Origin of the sequence: Pseudomonas machongensis (assembly GCF_034961125.1) — a bacterium.
GTDB lineage: Bacteria > Pseudomonadota > Gammaproteobacteria > Pseudomonadales > Pseudomonadaceae > Aquipseudomonas > Aquipseudomonas machongensis.
This window is the reverse complement of sequence record NZ_JAYFUI010000072.1, coordinates 90622-111127: the sequence shown is the minus strand read 5'-3', so window position 1 is coordinate 111127 and position 20506 is coordinate 90622. Positions and strand designations below refer to the sequence as shown.

Sequence of the window (20506 nt, the reverse complement as noted above, 5' to 3'; positions counted from 1 at the left end):
CATGGCTTTGGTATAGATGACGGTGGCTACCGCGTTGGCGGTGTCATGAAAGCCATTGATGAACTCGAATGCGAGCACGAAGGTGAGGGCGAGCACCAGGCTCACGGCTACCCAGGCATCCAGTCCGCTGAATAAATCGATCATGAAGGTTTTCTGGCGGTCGTAGGGGGGCCGGATTATGCCAGAAAACCATGGCAATCGATGCACCCGTGACAGACAGATGGCAGCTTTTCTAATGCCGCCATGCCGGTTCGGCGGCAGGAAGCAAAGCGAAATCGGCGAATAAAAAACCGTTAATTTCGTTGAAATGCAGCGAATACGCGATAAATCGAAGGGTTTCACGGGATTCAAACGATTGTATGAAATTTGTGTAATTCCATTTCATCATCGTCGATTGCAGAAAAAGCGCACGGCGCCATGGCGTTCAGCACCATGGCGCATTGCGATCACGCCCTGAGCTCAAGGCTCTTCGGGGCGCCGTTCCTTTTCCATCTTCTCCAGTTCCTCGGAGAAGGCTTGGTCAAGGAGGCTGGCACGTTTGCGCCAGGGTTTGCGTTCCGGTTCCGGTTGGGCAGCATAAGTGGTGACTTCACCACCATAAACATCCTTGTAACGTTCTGCCTGGCGCTCGAGTTCGGCGCGCAGTTCATCTTTCGTCACAGTATCGACCTGATAAATTGAAGAGGTTCTCGGTACGGGCTGTAACACGCGGTGCGCGTGGATCCATTTCCCAGCGTGCATACAGACCCGAGCGCCGAATTATAACCGTCGAATCACCAATGGCCACGGCCTTTACTCGAGCCTGATCGTGCAATGGGAAGTTGACCCGTTGTACTTGGGAAGTTGGAGGCGACGTACCGAGTAAAGTTCGGATAAACAGTGCAGAAATGAAAACGGCCTCGCTGGTAAGCGAGGCCGCTGCCTTTAGTCTTCTACGGTGGGTACCTGACCAGTCTCTCCAAAGAAGCCACAAGGGCACGAGAAAGGTATAAGCAAACGTGTCGGCGGTCAATTGCGATTATCGGCCGCTTGTTCGATAATCGCACGAAGCGCCGTTTTTTTTGAGGTCTGCCGATGAACGATGAAACCAACGCTTCCACGCCCAGCGATCCGCAGCGTGCCGTCTCGCCTTCCCTGGCACCGCCGATCGTCGCATCGCCGGCCAAGCGCATTCAGGCGTTCACCGGCGACCCCGACTTCATGACGTCTCTGGCCCGGGGGCTGGCGGTGATCCAGGCCTTCCAGGAGCGCAAGCGCCATCTGACCATTGCCCAGATCAGTCACCGCACGGAAATCCCCCGCGCCGCAGTGCGTCGTTGTCTGCACACCTTGATCAAACTCGGTTACGCCACTTCCGACGGACGTACCTATTCGTTGCTGCCCAAGGTGCTGACGCTGGGGCATGCCTACCTTTCCTCGACGCCGCTGGCCGTCTCGGCCCAGCCCTACCTGGACCGTATCAGCGAGCAACTGCACGAAGCGGCGAACATGGCGACCCTCGAAGGCGACGACATTCTCTACATCGCCCGCTCGGCGACGGTGGAGCGTCTGATTTCGGTCGACCTGTCGGTGGGTGGCCGCCTACCGGCCTATTGCACCTCCATGGGCCGAATCCTCCTGGCGGCACTGGACGACACCAGCCTGCGCGAGTACTTCGAGCGCGCCGATCTCAAGGCTCGAACCAGCCGCACCTTGCATGAGCCCGAGTCGCTGTTCGCCTGCATCCAGCAGGTGCGCGCCCAGGGCTGGTGTGTGGTCGACCAGGAGCTGGAGCAGGGGTTGCGCTCGATCGCCGTGCCGATCTATGACGCTTCAGGGCAAGTGCTGGCAGCACTGAACGTCAGCACCCACGTCGGACGGGTGACGCGCAACGAACTGGAACAGCGCTTCTTGCCCATACTGTTGTCGGCCAGCCGCGATCTTTGCCATCAGTTGTTCGGTTGAGCGTCTGGGATGGCGCGCCGCCGCAATAGGTGGACAAGCGGTAGAACTATTCTTGTGCGATAAACGCACAATGTCGTTCCTCGTGAATTGCGCCCGCCGCAGGTGCTGATTAATGTTTCTCGCAACGGTCGGCGCTGCCGACCGGACAATAACAACACGAGACAAGCCCATGACCACTGTCCCCTCGCTGCCTTGCGCAGTTGCATCGTTACCCAGCTGATTTCAACGCCCGTACCGGTTTCTTTAGCCCTGCGCCTTACTTGTCGCAGCGGTGTACCTGCGCCCATCTTCTGGATAACAACAATGAACAAACCGCAAACTGCTGTCGGCAACTGCCTCGATGTACAGTCGTTCATCAACGACCAGCCGCTGTCCCGCTATCAATGGCGGGTGGTGATCCTGTGCTTCCTGATTGTCTTCCTCGATGGCCTGGACACCGCAGCGATGGGGTTTATCGCTCCGGCGCTGTCCCAGGAGTGGGGGATCGACCGTGCCAGCCTGGGCCCGGTAATGAGCGCCGCACTGATTGGAATGGTCTTCGGTGCCCTGGGTTCCGGGCCGCTGGCAGACCGCTTCGGTCGCAAGGGCGTGCTGGTCGGCGCGGTACTGGTGTTCGGCGGTTTCAGCCTGGCCTCGGCGTACGCCAGCAATGTCGATCAACTGCTGGTGCTGCGTTTCCTGACAGGCCTCGGCCTGGGCGCTGGCATGCCCAATGCCACGACCCTGCTGTCCGAATACACCCCGGAGCGCTTGAAGTCGCTGCTGGTGACCAGCATGTTCTGCGGCTTCAACCTGGGCATGGCCGGTGGTGGCTTCATCTCTGCCAAGCTGATCCCAGCCTACGGCTGGCACAGTCTGCTGGTGCTGGGCGGTGTGCTGCCGTTGCTGCTGGCGGTGGTGCTGCTGGTGTGGTTGCCGGAGTCGGCGCGTTTTCTGGTGGTACGCAATCGCGGCACCGACAAGGTGCGCAAGACGCTTGCCCCGATCGCTCCGGCCGTGGTTGCCCAGGCTGCGAGCTTCAGCGTACCGGAGCAGAAGGCCGTGGCTGCGCGCAACGTCTTCGCGGTCATCTTCTCTGGCACATATGGCCTGGGCACGGTGCTGCTATGGCTGACCTACTTCATGGGCCTGGTGATCGTCTACCTGCTGACCAGTTGGCTGCCGACGCTGATGCGCGACAGTGGCGCCAGCCTTGAAACGGCAGCCTTCATCGGTGCGCTGTTCCAGTTCGGCGGCGTACTCAGCGCCGTGGCGGTGGGCTGGGCGATGGACCGCTTCAATCCGCACAAGGTCATCGGCATCTTCTACCTGCTGGCCGGGGTGTTTGCCTACGCGGTGGGTCAAAGCCTGGGCAACATCACGTTGCTGGCCATTCTGGTGCTGGTCGCGGGGATGTGCGTGAACGGAGCACAGTCGGCGATGCCTTCGCTGGCAGCGCGCTTCTATCCGACCCAGGGGCGGGCCACGGGGGTGTCGTGGATGCTGGGCATTGGCCGTTTCGGCGCGATTCTCGGAGCCTGGAGCGGGGCGACGCTGCTGGGGCTGGGCTGGACTTTCGAGCAGGTGCTGACCGCGCTCCTGGTGCCGGCCGCGCTGGCGACCGTCGGGGTTATCGTCAAAGGCTTGGTGAGTCACGCTGACGCCACCTGATCAGGCATTGGGGTGGTGGTCTTTTCGCGGGCTTGCCTGCGAAAAGGTCGCCACCCGTCATCATCGGTAACGCATTCAAACCGTTCGATAACCGCACAAAAGGTCGATTATCGGATTGTTTCCCCACCCCCGGTCTCCTTAATCTGAGCCCATCGCAGCGACGCTGCACTCAAACCCGACTCAGCCTGACCAGGAGTCTCCAATGGCAGCAATCCTCTCGCTTCATGATGCCGTGAAGCAGTTCGTCCACGACGGCGACAGCGTTGCCCTCGAAGGTTTCACCCATCTGATTCCTACCGCCGCCGGTCACGAAATCATCCGCCAGGGCAAACGCGACCTCACGCTGGTGCGCATGACGCCGGACCTGATCTACGACCAACTGATCGGTGCCGGTTGTGCGCGCAAACTGATCTTCTCGTGGGGCGGCAACCCGGGGGTCGGCTCGCTGCATCGCCTGCGCGACGCCGTGGAGAAACAATGGCCGCACGCGATCGAGATCGAAGAGCACAGCCATGCCGACCTGGCCAACGCCTACGTTGCCGGCGCCTCCGGCCTGCCGTTCGCGGTATTGCGTGCCTACGCCGGCTCCGACCTGCCCAAGGTCAACCCGCTGATCAAGTCGGTCACTTGCCCGTTCACGGGCGAAGTGCTGGCTGCCGTGCCTTCGGTTCGCCCGGATGTCACCGTGATCCATGCGCAGAAAGCCGACCGCAAGGGCAACGTGCTGCTGTGGGGCATCCTCGGGGTGCAGAAGGAAGCGGCCCTGGCCGCCAAGCGCTGCATCGTCACAGTCGAGGAAATCGTCGACGACCTGCAAGCGCCGATGAACGCCTGCGTACTGCCGACCTGGGCGCTCAGTGCAGTGTGCCTGGTACCGGGCGGCGCGCATCCGTCCTACGCCCATGGCTATTACGAGCGTGACAACCGCTTCTACCAGGCCTGGGACCCGATCGCACGCAACCGCGAATCCTTCACGGCCTGGATCGACACCTACATCCGCGGTACCACCGACTTCACCGAATTCAAGCGCAAGCTGGAGGCTGAACAATGAGCTACTCCACCTCCGAAATGATGACCGTGGCCGCGGCCCGTCGCCTGCGTAACGGCGCCGTCTGCTTCGTGGGGATCGGCCTGCCGTCCAAGGCCGCCAACCTGGCGCGCCTGACCTCGTCGCCCGACGTGGTGCTGATCTATGAGTCTGGCCCGATCGGTGCCAAACCGAGTGTGTTGCCGCTGTCGATCGGCGATGGCGAGTTGGCTGAGACCGCTGACACCGTGGTGCCGACCGGCGAGATCTTCCGCTATTGGCTGCAGGGCGGTCGTATCGATGTGGGCTTCCTCGGCGCCGCCCAGGTCGACCGCTTCGGCAACATCAACACCACCGTGGTCGGTGATTACCACGCGCCCAAGACTCGCCTGCCGGGCGCGGGCGGTGCGCCAGAGATCGCAGGCTCCGCCAAGCAGGTGCTGATCATTCTGAAGCAATCGCCGCGCGCTTTCGTCGACAAGCTCGACTTCATCACCTCGGTCGGGCACGGCGAGGGCGGCGATTCGCGCAAGCGCCTGGGCCTGCCCGGCGAGGGGCCGGTGGGCATCATCACCGACCTGTGCATCATGGAGCCGGAAGTCGGCACCCACGAATTCGTCGTTACCTCGATCCATCCGGGCGTGACCCGCGAACAGATCGTCGCCGCCACCGGCTGGGCGATTCGCTTTGCCGATGACGTGCAGGCCACCGCCGAGCCGAGCGAGACAGAATTGACCGCCCTGCGTGATCTTGAAGCCCGTACTGCAGCAGCCCATGGCCAGAGCGCAGGAGAAGCCTGATGCGTGACGTATTCATCTGCGACGCGATCCGTACCCCGATTGGCCGTTTCGGCGGCGCCTTGGCTGGTGTGCGCGCCGACGATCTGGCGGCGGTGCCGCTCAAGGCGCTGGTCGAGCGCAACCCGCAGGTTCGCTGGGATCAGCTCGACGAAGTGTTTCTCGGCTGTGCCAACCAGGCCGGCGAGGATAACCGCAACGTCGCGCGCATGGCGCTGCTGCTGGCGGGCCTGCCCGAGAGCATTCCCGGCGTGACCCTCAACCGCCTCTGCGCCTCGGGCATGGATGCGGTCGGCACGGCGTTTCGCGCCATCGCCAGTGGCGAGATGGAGCTGGCCATCGCTGGTGGCGTCGAGTCGATGTCGCGCGCGCCGTTCGTGATGGGCAAGGCCGAGAGTGGCTACTCGCGCAACATGAAGCTTGAAGACACCACCATCGGCTGGCGCTTCATCAACCCGTTGATGAAGGCGCAGTACGGTGTCGATGCCATGCCTGAGACTGCCGACAACGTTGCCGACGATCACCGGGTCTCGCGTGCCGACCAGGATGCCTTCGCCCTGCGCAGCCAGCAGAAGGCCGCCGCCGCGCAGGCAGCAGGTTTCTTCGCCGAGGAGATCGTGCCGGTGCGTATCGTCCACAAGAAGGGCGAAACCCTGGTCGAGCAGGATGAACACCTGCGCCCGGACACTACCTTGGAAGCGCTGGCCAGGCTCAAGCCGGTCAATGGCGCGGACAAGACCGTCACTGCTGGCAATGCGTCGGGTGTGAACGATGGCGCCGCGGCGCTGATCCTGGCATCGGCCGATGCGGTGAAGAAACACGGCCTGACCCCACGTGCCCGTGTCCTGGGCATGGCCAGTGCCGGCGTGGCGCCGCGGGTGATGGGCATAGGCCCCGTGCCTGCGGTGCGCAAGCTCACCGAGCGCCTGGGTATCGCCGTGGCTGATTTCGATGTGATCGAACTCAACGAAGCCTTTGCCAGCCAGGGCCTGGCGGTGCTGCGCGAGCTGGGCGTGGCGGACGATGCGCCTCAGGTCAATCCCAATGGCGGAGCGATCGCCCTGGGGCATCCGTTGGGCATGAGCGGCGCGCGGCTGGTGCTGACGGCGCTGCACCAACTGGAAAAGAGCGGCGGGCGCAAGGGCCTGGCAACCATGTGTGTCGGCGTGGGGCAGGGGTTGGCGCTGGCCATCGAGCGGGTTTGACCTGTGCCGGCCTCTTCGTGGGCAAGCCGCTCACGCCATCCTGTGGGAGCGGGCTTGCCCGCGAAGAGGCCGGACCTGCAAGACATAAGGCTAATGGTCAGCCCCCAAGCGGAACGAGAGTGTTACCGGGTATGTCTAGAATTGATGGTAACCCTCGAGGAGTAAGCACGCCATGACCGCAATCCATTACACGGGCGAGGAGCGTAAAAGCCGTATCTTCGCCATCGTCGGGGCTTCTTCCGGCAACCTGGTGGAGTGGTTCGACTTCTATGTCTATGCCTTCTGCGCCATTTACTTCGCTCCGGCGTTCTTCCCCTCCGACGACCCCACGGTGCAATTGCTCAACACGGCCGGGGTGTTCGCCGCAGGCTTTCTGATGCGCCCCATCGGTGGCTGGATTTTCGGCCGCCTGGCCGACCGTCACGGGCGCAAGAACTCGTTGATGATCTCGGTGTTGATGATGTGCGCAGGCTCGTTGCTGATCGCCTGCCTGCCGACCTATTCGAGCATCGGTACCTGGGCTCCGGCACTGCTGCTGTTTGCGCGACTGGTCCAGGGCCTGTCGGTCGGCGGTGAGTACGGCACCACCGCGACCTACATGAGTGAGGTGGCCCTGCGCGGCCAGCGTGGATTCTTCGCCTCGTTCCAGTACGTCACCCTGATCGGTGGCCAGTTGCTGGCGGTGCTGGTGGTGGTGATCCTGCAGCAACTGCTCACTGAAGAAGAACTGCGCGCCTGGGGCTGGCGCATTCCGTTCGTGGTCGGCGCCGTCGCCGCGCTGATTTCGCTGATGCTGCGCCGATCGCTGAAAGAGACTAGCAGTGCCGAGACTCGCCAGGATAAAGATGCCGGCAGCGTCAGTGGCCTGTTCCGCAACCACGCCGCAGCCTTCATCACGGTGCTGGGCTATACCGCTGGCGGTTCGTTGATCTTCTACACCTTCACCACCTACATGCAGAAGTACCTGGTCAACACGGCCGGCATGAACGCCAAGAGCGCCAGCTTCGTGATGACTGGCGCGCTGTTCCTGTTCATGATCCTGCAGCCACTGTTCGGCATGTTGTCCGACCGTATCGGCCGACGTAACTCGATGCTGTTGTTCGGCGCGCTGGGCACTCTGTTCACCGTGCCGTTGCTGATGGCGCTCAAGACCGTGACCAGCCCGTTCATGGCCTTCGTGCTGGTGACCCTCGCGCTGTGCATCGTCAGTTTCTATACCTCCATCAGCGGCCTGGTGAAGGCCGAGATGTTCCCACCTCAGGTGCGTGCCTTGGGTGTGGGCCTGGCCTATGCCGTGGCCAACGCGGTCTTCGGCGGTTCGGCCGAATACGTCGCCCTGGGCTTGAAGACGCTGGGGATGGAGAACACTTTCTACTGGTACGTGACCGCCATGATGGCAGTGGCCTTCCTGTTCAGCCTGCGCCTGCCCAAGCAGGCGGCGTACCTGCACCATGATCACTAAGGACGTTGCATGAGCAACCAACTGTTCGATGCCTACTTCACCGCCCCGGCCATGCGCGAGGTGTTCAGCGACCATGGCCGCCTGCAGGGCATGCTCGACTTCGAGGCTGCCCTGGCGCGCGCCGAGGCTGACGCAGGGCTGGTGCCGCACACCGCGGTGGCGGCCATCGAGGCGGCATGCAAGGCCGAGCGCTATGACGTGCAAGCGCTGGCGCAGGCCATTGCGGTGGCTGGCAACTCGGCGATCCCGCTGGTCAAGGCACTGGGCAAGGTGGTTGCCAGTGGCGTGCCGGAGGCCGAGCGTTATGTGCACCTGGGGGCTACCAGCCAGGATGCGATGGACACTGGCCTGGTTCTGCAACTGCGTGATGCCCTGGGGTTGATCGAGGCAGATCTGGAAAAGCTCGCCGACACCCTCGCACGCCAGGCTTTGCTGCATGCCGACACGCCGCTGGTGGGGCGCACCTGGCTGCAGCACGCCACGCCTGTGACGCTGGGCATGAAGCTGGCCGGTATGCTCGGGGCGTTGACCCGTCACCGCCAGCGCTTGCAGGAGCTGCGTCCGCGCCTGTTGTGCCTGCAATTAGGGGGAGCCTCTGGCAGCCTTGCGGCGCTGGGCAGCAAGGCATTGCCGGTGGCCGAGGCGCTGTCGGCACAACTTGGCCTCGCCTTGCCCGAGCAGCCCTGGCACACCCAGCGCGACCGCCTGGTGGAGTTCGCCTCGGTGCTGGGCCTGATTGCCGGCAGCCTGGGCAAATTCGGTCGCGATATCAGCCTGTTGATGCAGACCGAGGCTGGCGAGGTGTTCGAGCCTGCTGCGCCGGGCAAGGGCGGCTCTTCGACCATGCCGCACAAGCGCAACCCTGTGGGTGCAGCGGTGCTGATCGGCGCCGCGACCCGCGTGCCGGGGCTGCTGTCGACGCTGTTCGCCGCCATGCCCCAGGAGCACGAGCGTAGCCTGGGCCTGTGGCATGCCGAATGGGAGACCCTGCCAGACATCTGCTGCCTGGTCTCCGGCGCCCTGCGCCAGGCACAACTGATCGCCGAGGGCATGGAGGTGGACGCCGAGCGCATGCGCCGCAACCTTGAACTGACTCAAGGCCTGGTGCTGGCCGAAGCGGTGAGCATCGTGCTGGCCCAGCGTCTGGGGCGCGACAAGGCCCATCACCTGCTGGAGCAATGCTGCCAGCGCGCGGTGGCCGAACAGCGCCACCTGCGTGCCGTGCTCGGCGACGAGCCACAGGTCACCGAACAGCTGTCTGGCGAAGCCCTCGACCAGTTGCTCGACCCTGCCCATTACCTCGGCCAGGCCCGCGTCTGGGTGGCGCGGGCTGTGGCCGAACATCAACGTTTCACTGCTTGAAGGAGACCGCTGTGGCGCATTTGCAACTGGCCGATGGCGTACTGAACTACCAACTCGAAGGCCCCGAGCACGCCCCCGTGCTGGTGCTGTCCAACTCGCTGGGCACCAACCTGCACATGTGGGATAGCCAGATGCCGCTGTGGACCGAACACTTTCGAGTACTGCGCTACGACACGCGCGGCCATGGCGATTCGCTGGTCACCGAAGGGCCGTACAGCATCGAACAACTGGGGCGTGATGTGCTGGCGCTGCTGGATGCTCTGCAGATCGCGCGCGCGCACTTCTGCGGGTTGTCGATGGGCGGCCTGATCGGTCAGTGGCTCGGCATCAATGCTGGCGAGCGCCTGCAGCGTCTGGTGGTGTGCAACACGGCGGCGAAGATCGGATCGCCTGAAAACTGGAATCCGCGCATCGAAATGGTCTTGCGCGACGGCGCCGAGGCCATGCGTGGGTTGCGTGATGCGTCCATCGAGCGCTGGTTCACCCCGGCGTGGTCGAGCGAGCACGCGGATCAGGTCAAACGTATCACCGACATGCTCGCAACCACTTCGCCACAGGGCTATGCCGCCAACTGCGGTGCGGTGCGCGATGCCGATTTCCGCGATCAGTTGGGAGTGATCAGCGCGCCGCTGCTGGTGATTTCCGGGGAGGCCGATGCGGTAACGCCGCCCTCGGGTGGCCTGTACATCCAAGAGCATGTGGCAGGCGCCGAGTACACCGGCTTCCTGGCCGCGCACCTGTCCAATGTCGAGGTCGGCGAGCCGTTCAGCCGTCGCGTGCTCGATTTCCTGTTGGCCCGTTGAGGAATACGCCATGGATGAGAAACAACGTTACGACGCTGGCATGCAGGTGCGTCGCGCGGTGCTGGGCGATGCCCATGTGGACCGCAGCCTGGAGAAGCTCAACGACTTCAATGGCGAGTTCCAGGAGATGATCACGCGCCACGCCTGGGGCGATATCTGGACCCGCCCGGGGTTGCCACGCCACACCCGCAGCCTGATCACCATCGCCATGTTGATCGGCATGAACCGCAACGAGGAACTCAAGCTGCACCTGCGCGCGGCGGCCAACAATGGCGTGACCCGCGAGGAGATCAAGGAAGTGATCATGCAGAGCGCGATCTATTGCGGGATCCCGGCGGCCAATGCGACCTTCCACCTGGCCGAGTCGGTGTGGGATGAGCTTGGGGTCGAGTCGCGGGCCTAGGCCATAGATCCCCACTGAATTCTTCGCGGGCAAGCCCGCGAAGAATTCAGCACTGTTCCAGCGTCTACACCGCCGCCTTCTTCCCGCGCACCGCTACCGGCCCGGCGTTGGCTTCCACCTGCTGCCTCAGACCGGCACACAGCCCAAGCATGAACGCCAGTTCTGCAACCACGAACAGTGGCCCGATGATCAAGCCGCTGACATCGTCGACGAAGGCGGGTTTCCTGCCCTCGTAGGCATGCCCGACGAACTGGATGATCCAGCCCAGCACGAAGGCCCCGAGCCCGGCACTCAGCCACAGCCCGGTGCTTTGCAGCGCCAGCCATTCGCCTGCCCACAGGCACAGCCCCAGCAACACGCCCATCACCAGCCCGAAGCGCAGGTCCAGGCGCAGGTAGAACCACACCGACGCTGCCGCCACCAGCAGCGCTGGCGACAGCCAGATGCCGGCAACCGGCCAGCCGGGTCGTGACAGCAGGATGCTGACCGCCAGCACGATCAGCGGAATGCCGACGAAGTGCGTGGCGATGTTGCGCGGGTCGCGATGATAGGCCGCGTATTGACTCAGGTGTTCGACGAGGTTTTTCATTGTTGTTCCTCCATCAGGGGTAGCGACAGCTTGCCCCGTTCATCCGCCGTCGTCTGTCGCCTGGCCGACAGAGTCCGTTCAGAAGAGGTGTCATGGACAACCCCCAAGCCTGGCGTGCGCAGTTGAGCCACGGCCAGTGGTTTCGGCAGTTGCCCGCTCAGGTTCAGGATAGCCTGCTGGCATTGGCGCGTTCACGTGAGCTGGCGGCCGGACAGTGCCTGTTCCAGCGTGGTGATCCGCCCTGCGGTTTGTATGCGGTGCTGGAGGGTGCCATGCGCGTCGGCGCGGTCAGCCGTGAGGGCAAGGAAGCGCTGTTGACGTTGGTCGAGCCGCCTTACTGGTTCGGCGAGATCAGCTTGTTCGACGGCCAGCCACGCACCCACGATGCCTTTGCCGAAGGTGTCACGCAGCTGTTGTGGATCCCTCAGGCAGCGCTGCTCGACTGGTTGGCGCAGCATCCGCAGCACTGGCGCGACCTGGCTCTGCTGATGAGCCACAAGCTGCGCTGGGTGTTCGTCGCGCTTGAGCAGCAGCACCTGCTGGCCGCGGGGCCACGTGTGGCCCATCGGCTGTTGCAGATCGCCGAAGGCTATGGCGAGCGCGATGTTGCCCAATGGCGCCTGCAATTGTCGCAGGAGCAATTGGCGCTGATGCTGTCCCTGTCGCGCCAGACCATCAACCAGATCCTCAAGGCGCTGGAGCAGGCGGGGGTGGTGCAACTGGGCTATGGCGAAGTGCTGATCCTCGATGCGCCGAGGCTGCGGGAGATGGCCGCGCATCCAGGCTGACCAAGGTATCGATCATCGCCCGTGCTGCCGGTGACAGGCGATAGCCGCTGCGGCTGATCACCCCGCAACGCACGCTCAGCACTTCCAGCCCCGGCGGCAGGTTACGCCAGTGCAGGCGTACCAGGCGCCCCGCGGCCAGGTCCTCGGCCACGGCTTCCTCGCTGGCGCTGCCGAGGGTATCGCTGGCCAGCACCACGCTGCGCAGCACTGCCAGGTGTTCGGTCTGCAGGTGTGGGATGAAGTCGCTGCGTCCGCTGAGATTGGCCAGGCGCTTGCGTACACCGGGAGTGAGCAGGGCGCTGGCCAGGGGGTAGGCGAACAGATCGTTGGTCGACAGGCTGTCCTTGGCCAGCAGCGGATGGCCGGGGCGGCAGAAGAACAGGCCCGGGCGCGGGTTGAGGGGCTCGGTGTGGAAGTTGGGGTCGGCCTCGAAGGGGCGGATATCGTCGACGAAAAACTCGATCTGCTCGCGGCGCAGGGCCTGGCCCAGACGTTCGGCATTGTCCACCAGCAGCTCGGTGCGAATCCCCGGATGCTGGGTGATGAACTGCTGCAGGGCGTCGGGTACCAGTCGTGCAGCCAGGGCTTGGCCGCTGCCGAAATGCAGTTCGCCGGCGTCGAGCTTGGTCATCTGCAGCACGTCGTTGCTCAGTTGTGCGGCCCCCTGAACCAGGCGCCGGGCATGTTGCAGCACCACCTGGCCTTCGGGGGTCGGTTGCAGCGCCTTGTTGCCGCGATCGACCAGGGCGCAGCCGAACTCCTGCTCCAGGCCCTGGATGGCGCGACTGAACGCGGGCTGGGTAATGCCCATGGCTTCGGCAGCGCGGACGAAGCTGCGGTACTCGGTGAGGGCGATGAAATAGCGCAGTTGGCGAAGGTCCATATCGAGATTCTGCGGAGTAGAGAGGGCTCGTTTTAGACCTTGTCACTTATTCCGTCAACGATGGTTTAGTTAGTTGTTTAGCTGTTTTTGTTATTTATAGGGGCGGGTAAGCCCGCCCCCCAAGCGCGGCGCGACTTTCACAACAGGCTGAACGGATAACTCACGATCAGCCTGTTCTCGTCGAAGGCGTTGGTGCTGAAATCCCTGCGCATGGTGGAGTTGCGCCATTTCACCGACAGGTCCTTGAACGTACCGGACTGGATCACGTACGCCAGTTCGCTCTCGCGCGCCCACTCCTTGCCATCGGTGATGCTGCCGACATGCACGTTGTCGCCCTTGATGTAGCGGTTCATCAGGGTCAGCCCGGGGATGCCGACGGTGGCAAAGTTGAAATCGTGGCGCAGTTGCCAGGAGCGCTCCTTGGCATTCTCGAAGCTGGCGTTGTAGCTGTCGTTGGCCAAGGTGCCGCCGCTGGTGCCGTTGACTCGCATCCACTCGTCATCGCCGCTGACCTTCTGCAGGCCGACATAGAACGTATGACCCTGATAGCGCGCCGAAAGCATGGCCGAGGCGGTGCGGTTGTCCAGCTTGCCGGCACGCTCGGCGCCGTCTTCCTTGCCGATGAAGTAACCCAGGTTCGCCCCCAGGGTCCAGTCGCCCAAGGGCTGGCTGTGCACCAGGTTGAAGTACTGCTGGCGGTAGATATCCTTGAGCTGGGCGTCCCACACCCCGACCAGGGTGCGCTTGTCGTTGAAGCTGTACTCACCCCCTGCAAAGTTGAAGCGGTCGGAGGTGAAGCCCGGGCGGCTGAACAGCGCCATGTCCTCCATGCTGGCGTCGTTGCGCGGGCTGTTGCCACGGAACTGGCCGGCGTACAGGGTCAGCCCGGTGATCTCCCTGGAGGTGATCTGGCCGCCGCGGAAGGTCTGCGGCAGCGAACGACCATCGTCAGAGCGCAGGATCGGCAGTACCGGCATCCATTCGCCGACCTTGAGCTCGGTCTGTGAAATCCTGGCCTTGAGCGCGACACCCAGGCGGCCGAAGTCGTCGGCGGGGCGACCATCGTCGTGCACTGGCAGCAGCTGCGTGCCGGCCGTCCCCTTGCCGCCATCGAGCTTGACCGAATACAGCCCCAGCACATCGACGCCAAAGCCGACGGTGCCCTGGGTGAACCCGGAACGGGCGTCGAGGATGAAGCTTTGCGTCCATTCCTCGGCCTTGCCCTGGGCCTTGGCGGGGTCGACGAAGTTGCGGTTGATGTAGAAGTTGCGCAGGTTGAGGGTGGCCTTGGCGTCTTCCACGAAGCCGCCGTCGGCGGCGAGGGCGGGGAGGGCGCAGGACATGGCCAGAAGGCCCGGCAGCAGGGGGCGTGCGGGTTGCAGAATGCTCATCTGTCGTGGATCTCTTGTTTTTATGGGCGAGTCGGAGCGCTGCGGCCGGAGGCTGCAGGTCGACGCTTTATTGATGAACTTGTGCAACGTTGCGTGAAGGATGGTGCGTGATCGGAGCTGCGGCGGGCAATTCGTCGGAAGTGGAACGGGGCGATAATCGAACGCATTGTGTGAGGTGGGGTGTTTTTGCCGGAAAACAAAAAGCCCACCGCGAGGGTGGGCTTGATGCTGTTGCCGGATCACTCAGCCTTTGGGCGAGTCCACCGAAGCCTGCTGGTTGGCCTGTCCGGTCTGCTCGTACCAGCCACCGCCGAGCGCCTTGTACAGGTTGACCTCGCTGGTCAGCTGCGACAGGCGATCGCTGATCAGCGCCTGCTGGGCACTGAACAGGTTGCGCTGGGCGTCGAGGAAGGTCAGGTTGCTGTCGATACCGATGCGGTAGCGACGCTCTGCCAGACGGTAGTAATCCTGGTTGGCGGCAACCAGGTCACGTTGGGCCTGCAACTGCTCTTCGAAGGTCTTGCGCGCCGCCAGGCCATCGGAGACTTCCTGGAAGGCGGTCTGGATGGTCTTTTCGTACTTGGCGACGTTGATGTCCTTCTGGATCTTCGAGTAGTCCAGGCTGGCGCGCAGGCTGCCGGCGTTGAAGATCGGCAGGTTGATCTGCGGTTGGAACAGCCAGGTCCCCGACCCCCCCTTGAACAGCCCGCCCATGTCCGGGCTCAGGGTACCAGCGTTGGCGGTCAGGCTGATGCTCGGGAAGAACGCCGCGCGGGCTGCGCCGATGTTGGCGTTGGCAGCCTTGAGCAGGTGCTCGGCTTCCTGGATGTCCGGACGCCGCTGCAGCAGGTCGGACGGCAGGCCCGCTGGCACGTCGGCCAGTTGGTCGGCGTCGAGCTTCAGCGAGGCCGGCAGGTCCGCCGGTACACCGGTGCCCAGCAGCACGGTCAGGCTGTTCAGGTCCTGCGCCACCAGACGCTGGTACTGCGACAGCTTGACCCGCGCGCCTTCGACAGCGGTGCGCGCCTGGCTCAGGTCAAGTGCGGAGGCCACGCCGACCTCGTTGCTGCGGCGGGTCAGGTTGTAGCTTTCTTCGTAGGTCTTGAGCGTTTCTTCGGTCAGCTTCAGCAGCGCCTGGTCGGCCTGCCAGGTGTAGTAGGCGTTGGCCACGCTGGCCACCAGGCTGATCTGCGTGGAGCGACGTGCCTGCTCGCTGGACAGGTAGGTCTCCAGTGCCTGTTCGCTCAGGCTGCGGACGCGGCCGAACAGGTCCAGCTCATAGGCGCTGACGCCCAACGTTGCCGAGTACTGGCTGGTGATGTTCGCTTCGCCGGTCTGTGACAGGTTGCCCGGAACCCGCTGACGGCTGCCGCTGCCTGTGGCCGAGACCGCCGGGAACAGGTCGGCGCGCTGGATGCGGTACTGCGCACGGTAGGCATCGATGTTCAACGCGGCCACACGCAGGTCGCGGTTGTTGACCAGCGAGGTCTGGATCAGCTTCTGCAGCGCCGGGTCGTGGAAGAACTGGCGCCAGCCCTGTTCGGCGGCGGCCACGTCTGCCGACTGGGTCGGCGAGTACGCAGGGCCTTGCGGCCACTGCGCGGCCACCGGCGCTTCCGGGGTCTGGTAGTCAGGAATAAGCGAGCAGCCGCCGAGAATGAAAGCGGTTACCGCCAGGGACAACAAAGACTTGGTCATTGCCCAGCCTCATTACGTGGAGTTTCAGGGGTGGCGTCGGTGTGCGGCTCTTTGCTGCCGAACAGCGACGACACTGCTACGAAGAACAGCGGTACCCAGAAGATCGCCAGCACAGTCGCACTGATCATGCCGCCGATCACCCCGGTGCCGATCGCGTGCTGGCTGCCAGAGCCTGCGCCGCTGGCGATGGTCAACGGTACCACGCCGAGGATGAATGCCAGCGAGGTCATGATGATCGGGCGCAGACGCATGCGGCACGCCTCGATCGTCGCATCGAACAGGCTCTTGCCCTGTTCGTGCAGCTCTTTGGCGAACTCGACGATCAGGATGGCGTTTTTCGCCGCCAGGCCGATGGTCGTCAGCAGGCCGACGAGGAAGTACACGTCATTCGACAGCCCGCGCATGCTGGTGGCGATCAGTGCACCGATGATACCCAGCGGCACCACCAGCACGACGGCGATCGGGATCGACCAGCTTTCGTACAGCGCTGCCAGGCAGAGGAACACGAACAGCAGCGAAAGGGCGAACAGCGCCGGCATCTGCGAACCGGAGAGCTTCTCCTCGTAGGACATGCCGGTCCAGGAGTAGCCGATGCCCGACGGCAGTTCGCCGACGATGCGTTCGACCTCGGCCATGGCCTCGCCGGTACTGTAGCCAGGCGCCGGGGCACCGAGGATCTCGACTGCTTCCACGCCGTTGTAACGCGACAGCTTCGGCGAGCCGTAGGTCCATTCACCGGAGGCGAAGGAGGAGAACGGCACCATCTCGCCCTGGCCGTTGCGCACGTACCATTTCTGCAGGTCTTCGGGGCTCATGCGGGCACTGGAGTCACCCTGGATGTACACCTTCTTGACCCGGCCACGATCGATGAAGTCGTTGACGTAGCTGCCACCCAGCGCGATCGACAGGGTGTTGTTGATGTCGGCAATGGTGACGCCCAGGGCACTGGCGCGCTCATCGTCGACGATCAGCTGGTACTGCGGCTCGTCGTTCAGGCCGTTGGGGCGCACTGCGGAGAGGATCTTGCTCTGCGAGGCCTTGGCCAGGAACTGGTTGCGCGCTTCCATGAGCTTCTCGTGGCCGACGCCGGCACGGTCCTGGAGGAACACGTCGAAGCCGGTGGCGTTACCCAGTTCGAGCACTGCCGGCGGTGCGAAGGCGTACACCATCGCATCGCGGAAGCTGAAGAAGTGCTGCTGGGCGCGGGTCGAGAGATTGAACACGCTGTTCTCGGCCGAACGCTCGCCCCAAGGTTTGAGCATGATGAACGCCATGCCCGAACTCTGGCCACGACCGGCGAAGTTGAACCCGGTCACGGTGAACACCGACGACACGGTGTCGGCTTCGTCCTTGAGGAGGTACTCGCGCATCTTGTCGACCACCACCTGGGTGCGCTCGGCACTGGAGCCGGCCGGGGTCTGCACCTGGGCGAAGAGTACGCCCTGGTCTTCTTCAGGCAGGAACGCGATGGGGATGCGAGTGAACAGCCAGATCATGCCCACCACGATCAGCGCATAGGCCAGCAGGAACGGGATCTTGTTGCGCAGGATCGTACCGACACTGCGCTCGTAGCCCTGTACGCTGCGGTCGAAGTTACGGTTGAACCAGCCGAAGAAGCCGCCCTTGGCCGTGTGGTGCTCACCCTTTTTCAGCGGCTTGAGCATGGTCGCGCACAGCGCCGGGGTGAAGACCAGCGCCACCAGCACCGACAGACCCATGGCCGATACGATGGTGATCGAGAACTGGCGGTAGATCACGCCGGTGGAGCCGCCGAAGAAGGCCATCGGCAGCAGGACCGCCGAAAGCACCAGGGCAATACCCACCAGCGCGCCCTGAATCTGCTGCATCGAGCGCTTGGTCGCCTCCTTGGGGGGTAGCCCTTCTTCGGACATCACCCGCTCGACGTTTTCCACGACGACGATGGCATCGTCCACCAGCAGGCCGATGGCCAGGACCATTGCGAACATGGTCAGGGTGTTGATGCTGAAGCCTGCGGCCGCAAGGATGCCGAAGGTGCCCAGCAACACCACCGGAACGGTCATGGTGGTGATGATGGTGGCGCGGAAGTTCTGCAGGAACAGGTACATCACCAGGAACACCAGGACCACGGCTTCGATCAGGGTGTGGATTACCCCGCTGATCGATTCGGTGACCACTGGCGTGGTGTCATACGGGAACACTGCCTTGACCCCGGGCGGGAAGAACGGCTCAAGGTCGCTGATGGTCTTGCGCAAGGCCTTGGCGGTATCCAGGGCGTTGGCGCCGGTTGCCAGCTTGACCGCCAGGCCCGATGCCGGCTTGCCGTTGAACTGCGCGCTGACCGCGTAGTTCTCGCCGCCCAGCCCGACCTTGGCGACGTCACGCAGGCGCACCTGCGAGCCATCGCTGTTGACCTTGAGCAGGATCTTCTCGAACTGCTCGGCGGTCTGCAGGCGAGTCTTGCCGATGATGGTGGCGTTGAGCTGGGTACCCGGCATCGCTGGCAGGCCACCGAGCTGGCCGGAAGAAACCTGCACGTTCTGCGCAGTGACGGCGGTACGTACATCGACCGGGGTCAACTGGAACTTGTTGAGCTTGGCCGGATCGAGCCAGATACGCATGGCGTACTGGGCACCGAACACCTGGAAGTCACCAACACCTGCGGTACGCGAGATCGGGTCCTGCATGTTGGAGACGATGTAGTTGGCCAGGTCGTCCTTGGTCATGCTGCCATCTTCGGACACCAGGCCGATCACCAGCAGGAAGTTCTTCACTGCCTTGGTGACACGGATACCTTGCTGCTGCACTTCCTGCGGCAGCAGCGGGGTGGCCAGGTTGAGCTTGTTCTGCACCTGCACCTGCGCGGTGTCGGCGTTGGTACCCTGCTCGAAGGTAGCGGTGATGGTCATGCTGCCGTCGGAGTTACTTTCCGAAGACACGTAGCGCAGGTTGTCGATACCGTTGAGCTGCTGCTCGATGACCTGTACCACGGTGTCCTGCACGGTCTGCGCCGAGGCGCCCGGGTAGGTCACGGCGATGGCGATGGCCGGCGGCGCGATGCTGGGGTACTGGTTGATCGGCAGTTTCAGGATCGACAAGGCCCCGACCAGCATGATCACCAAGGCGATCACCCAGGCGAAGATCGGGCGATCGATAAAGAACTTCGACATGGTTTACTCCGCTTTGGCGTCGGCTTTCGCGGCGCTGGCCTGTTCAGGGCTGCCCGGCTTCTTGACGTTGGTGGCTTCGCTGACCTTGACCTCGACACCTGGACGCACGAACTGCAGCCCCTCGGTGATCAGGCGGTCGCCCGGATTGAGGCCTTCCTCGATCAGCCACTCGTTGCCCAGCGTGCGGCTGGCCTTGAGTTGACGCAGTTCCACCTTGTTATCCTTGTTCACCACCAGTGCCGTGGGCGAGCCCTTGAGATCGCGGGTCACACCTTGCTGTGGAGCGAGGATCGCGTTGGCATTGACACCAGCTTGCAGGCGGGCATGCACGAACATGCCAGGCAGGAGGGTGTGGTCCGGGTTGGCGAACACCGCACGCAGGGTCACCGAGCCTGTGGTTTCATCGACCGAGACTTCGGAGAACTCCAGGCGACCTTCACCGGCGAACGTGCTGCCGTCTTCAAGCACCAGCTGCACCTTCGCGGCATTGTCGCCAGCCTTCTGCAGACGGCCGCTTTCCAGGTCACGGCGCAACTTGAGCAGTTCGGCGGTGGACTGAGTGACGTCGACGTAGATCGGGTCGAGCTGCTGGATGGTGGCCATGGCGTTGGTCTGGCCATTGCTCACCAGCGCGCCTTCGGTGACCGACGAGCGTCCGATGCGACCGCTGATCGGCGCCAGCACCTTGGTGTAGCGCAGGTCGATCTGCGCGCTCTTGAGCGAGGCTTCGGCCTGCAATCGTTTGGCATTGGCGTCGTCATATTCCTGTTTGGAGACGGCCTGCTCGTCGATCAGTTGCTTGTAGCGCTCGGCCAGCGAGCGGGTAGCCTGAAGGTTGGCCTGGGCATTACCCAGGTTGGCTTCATAGACGGCGGGATCGATCTGGTAGAGCTGCTGCCCTTCCTTGACGTCGCTGCCTTCCTTGAACAGGCGCTTGAGAATGATGCCATTGACCTGTGGACGGACTTCGGCGACGCGATAGGCGCTGGTGCGCCCTGGCAGTTCCGAGGTCAGGGTGAAGGCCTGCGGCTGCAGGGTGACGACGCCGACCTGAGGAGCCTGCGCTGCAGGCGCGGCTTCTTCTTTCTTGCAGCCACTGAGCAGGGTTGCAAGGGCGACGGCGGAAACCAGGGCGGTAACGGCTGGCTTGAATTGCATGAGGATCCTCGGGTCGCAGGAGCAGGGGGAGCTCAAGAATAGTGGAAGAGTCTTTTCAGAAAAATCGCTATCGAGTGGATTAGTAGCTTACTAACGAATATACTTACATTCATGGTTGTTTGTAAATACCGCGTGGTGGTACCAGGCTACTACCGCAAAACGTGATTAATGCATCCGGGAGTCGCCCTGCAGAGGCG

Annotated in this window: 17 protein-coding genes and 1 pseudogene; 10 read left to right on the top strand and 8 right to left on the bottom strand. The window is 63.4% G+C overall.

Translation table 11 applies throughout. From position 1 onward, the window contains the following. Together VA602_RS06730 and VA602_RS06725 are read right to left on the bottom strand one after the other, a co-directional pair. A pseudogene (locus tag VA602_RS06730) lies at positions 1–144 on the bottom strand (hypothetical protein); the annotation flags it as partial. A 315-nt stretch (positions 145–459) separates the two neighbouring features. Continuing rightward, a complete protein-coding gene (locus VA602_RS06725; RefSeq protein WP_081255307.1) occupies positions 460–660 on the bottom strand; it encodes a hypothetical protein in 201 nt (66 codons plus the stop codon). A 414-nt stretch (positions 661–1074) separates the two neighbouring features. Here VA602_RS06725 and pcaR point away from each other — a divergent pair, with 414 nt between their 5' ends. The 9 genes from pcaR to pcaC all read left to right on the top strand — a co-directional run bounded on the left by pcaR (position 1075) and on the right by pcaC (position 10653). Continuing rightward, the gene (pcaR, locus tag VA602_RS06720; RefSeq protein WP_153773157.1) at positions 1075–1944 is read left to right on the top strand and encodes a pca regulon transcriptional regulator PcaR; all 870 of its coding nucleotides are present in this window, start codon (positions 1075–1077) and stop codon (positions 1942–1944) included. Between the two features lie 303 nt (positions 1945–2247). Next, complete coding sequence (locus VA602_RS06715; protein WP_063545964.1) at positions 2248–3594, top strand: MFS transporter; 1347 nt, start codon at positions 2248–2250, stop codon at positions 3592–3594. A 202-nt stretch (positions 3595–3796) separates the two neighbouring features. Continuing rightward, entirely contained in the window at positions 3797–4645 is an 849-nt protein-coding gene (locus tag VA602_RS06710; RefSeq protein WP_054893784.1) for a CoA transferase subunit A, read from the top strand. Continuing rightward, positions 4642–5421, top strand: a complete 780-nt coding sequence (locus tag VA602_RS06705) for a CoA-transferase subunit beta (protein WP_054893783.1) — start codon at positions 4642–4644, stop codon at positions 5419–5421. Before VA602_RS06710 ends, VA602_RS06705 begins: the two co-directional genes overlap by 4 nt. Continuing rightward, the gene (gene pcaF, locus VA602_RS06700) at positions 5418–6623 is read left to right on the top strand and encodes a 3-oxoadipyl-CoA thiolase (protein WP_172964853.1); all 1206 of its coding nucleotides are present in this window, start codon (positions 5418–5420) and stop codon (positions 6621–6623) included. Before VA602_RS06705 ends, pcaF begins: the two co-directional genes overlap by 4 nt. 172 nt (positions 6624–6795) lie before the next feature. Continuing rightward, on the top strand, positions 6796–8085 hold the full coding sequence (locus VA602_RS06695) for an MFS family transporter (protein ID WP_054893781.1): 1290 nt from the start codon (positions 6796–6798) through the stop codon (positions 8083–8085). Positions 8086–8094: 9 nt separating this feature from the next. Then, positions 8095–9447, top strand: coding sequence for a 3-carboxy-cis,cis-muconate cycloisomerase (locus VA602_RS06690; RefSeq protein WP_323452828.1), 1353 nt, complete (start codon positions 8095–8097; stop codon positions 9445–9447). An 11-nt stretch (positions 9448–9458) separates the two neighbouring features. Continuing rightward, a complete protein-coding gene (gene pcaD / locus VA602_RS06685; RefSeq protein ID WP_323452827.1) occupies positions 9459–10250 on the top strand; it encodes a 3-oxoadipate enol-lactonase in 792 nt (263 codons plus the stop codon). Positions 10251–10260: 10 nt separating this feature from the next. After that, on the top strand, positions 10261–10653 hold the full coding sequence (gene pcaC, locus VA602_RS06680) for a 4-carboxymuconolactone decarboxylase (RefSeq protein WP_112899050.1): 393 nt from the start codon (positions 10261–10263) through the stop codon (positions 10651–10653). Positions 10654–10717: 64 nt separating this feature from the next. Here pcaC and VA602_RS06675 read toward each other — a convergent pair whose 3' ends face one another. Further along, a complete protein-coding gene (locus VA602_RS06675; protein ID WP_054894504.1) occupies positions 10718–11242 on the bottom strand; it encodes an Mpo1 family 2-hydroxy fatty acid dioxygenase in 525 nt (174 codons plus the stop codon). Positions 11243–11334: 92 nt separating this feature from the next. On the opposite strand from VA602_RS06675, the gene VA602_RS06670 reads away from it, so the two are divergent. Then, positions 11335–12030, top strand: a complete 696-nt coding sequence (locus VA602_RS06670) for a Crp/Fnr family transcriptional regulator (RefSeq protein WP_054894503.1) — start codon at positions 11335–11337, stop codon at positions 12028–12030. Here VA602_RS06670 and VA602_RS06665 read toward each other — a convergent pair. The 5 genes from VA602_RS06665 to VA602_RS06645 all read right to left on the bottom strand — a co-directional run bounded on the left by VA602_RS06665 (position 11930) and on the right by VA602_RS06645 (position 20309). Beyond that, positions 11930–12913 carry a LysR family transcriptional regulator gene (locus VA602_RS06665; protein ID WP_323452826.1) on the bottom strand — a complete coding sequence of 328 codons (984 nt, stop codon included), beginning with the start codon at positions 12911–12913 and terminating at the stop codon, positions 11930–11932. The genes VA602_RS06670 and VA602_RS06665 overlap by 101 nt on opposite strands. A 137-nt stretch (positions 12914–13050) precedes the next feature. After that, positions 13051–14256 (bottom strand): OprD family porin, encoded by a 1206-nt coding sequence (locus tag VA602_RS06660; protein ID WP_407682497.1) that lies wholly within the window; start codon positions 14254–14256, stop codon positions 13051–13053. A gap of 291 nt (positions 14257–14547) precedes the next feature. Continuing rightward, positions 14548–16002: an AdeC/AdeK/OprM family multidrug efflux complex outer membrane factor gene (locus VA602_RS06655; protein WP_063545955.1), complete on the bottom strand. Its 1455-nt coding sequence runs from the start codon at positions 16000–16002 to the stop codon at positions 14548–14550. Continuing rightward, complete coding sequence (gene ttgB, locus VA602_RS06650) at positions 15999–19151, bottom strand: multidrug efflux RND transporter permease subunit TtgB (protein WP_323452824.1); 3153 nt, start codon at positions 19149–19151, stop codon at positions 15999–16001. Before ttgB ends, VA602_RS06655 begins: the two co-directional genes overlap by 4 nt. Positions 19152–19154: 3 nt before the next feature. After that, on the bottom strand, positions 19155–20309 hold the full coding sequence (locus VA602_RS06645) for an efflux RND transporter periplasmic adaptor subunit (protein ID WP_054894498.1): 1155 nt from the start codon (positions 20307–20309) through the stop codon (positions 19155–19157). Positions 20310–20506: the final 197 nt, after the last annotated feature.

Excerpts from the sequence above, each read along its gene's own strand:
- pcaR (WP_153773157.1), top strand. The coding sequence starts at position 1,075 with ATGAACGATGAAACCAACGCTTCCACGCCCAGCGATCCGCAGCGTGCC.
- VA602_RS06715 (WP_063545964.1), top strand. The coding sequence starts at position 2,248 with ATGAACAAACCGCAAACTGCTGTCGGCAACTGCCTCGATGTACAGTCG.
- VA602_RS06710 (WP_054893784.1), top strand. The coding sequence starts at position 3,797 with ATGGCAGCAATCCTCTCGCTTCATGATGCCGTGAAGCAGTTCGTCCAC.
- VA602_RS06705 (WP_054893783.1), top strand. The coding sequence starts at position 4,642 with ATGAGCTACTCCACCTCCGAAATGATGACCGTGGCCGCGGCCCGTCGC.
- VA602_RS06695 (WP_054893781.1), top strand. The coding sequence starts at position 6,796 with ATGACCGCAATCCATTACACGGGCGAGGAGCGTAAAAGCCGTATCTTC.
- VA602_RS06690 (WP_323452828.1), top strand. The coding sequence starts at position 8,095 with ATGAGCAACCAACTGTTCGATGCCTACTTCACCGCCCCGGCCATGCGC.
- pcaC (WP_112899050.1), top strand. The coding sequence starts at position 10,261 with ATGGATGAGAAACAACGTTACGACGCTGGCATGCAGGTGCGTCGCGCG.
- VA602_RS06675 (WP_054894504.1), bottom strand. The coding sequence starts at position 11,242 with ATGAAAAACCTCGTCGAACACCTGAGTCAATACGCGGCCTATCATCGC.
- VA602_RS06670 (WP_054894503.1), top strand. The coding sequence starts at position 11,335 with ATGGACAACCCCCAAGCCTGGCGTGCGCAGTTGAGCCACGGCCAGTGG.
- VA602_RS06665 (WP_323452826.1), bottom strand. The coding sequence starts at position 12,913 with ATGGACCTTCGCCAACTGCGCTATTTCATCGCCCTCACCGAGTACCGC.
- VA602_RS06660 (WP_407682497.1), bottom strand. The coding sequence starts at position 14,256 with ATGTCCTGCGCCCTCCCCGCCCTCGCCGCCGACGGCGGCTTCGTGGAA.
- VA602_RS06655 (WP_063545955.1), bottom strand. The coding sequence starts at position 16,002 with ATGACCAAGTCTTTGTTGTCCCTGGCGGTAACCGCTTTCATTCTCGGC.
- ttgB (WP_323452824.1), bottom strand. The coding sequence starts at position 19,151 with ATGTCGAAGTTCTTTATCGATCGCCCGATCTTCGCCTGGGTGATCGCC.
- VA602_RS06645 (WP_054894498.1), bottom strand. The coding sequence starts at position 20,309 with ATGCAATTCAAGCCAGCCGTTACCGCCCTGGTTTCCGCCGTCGCCCTT.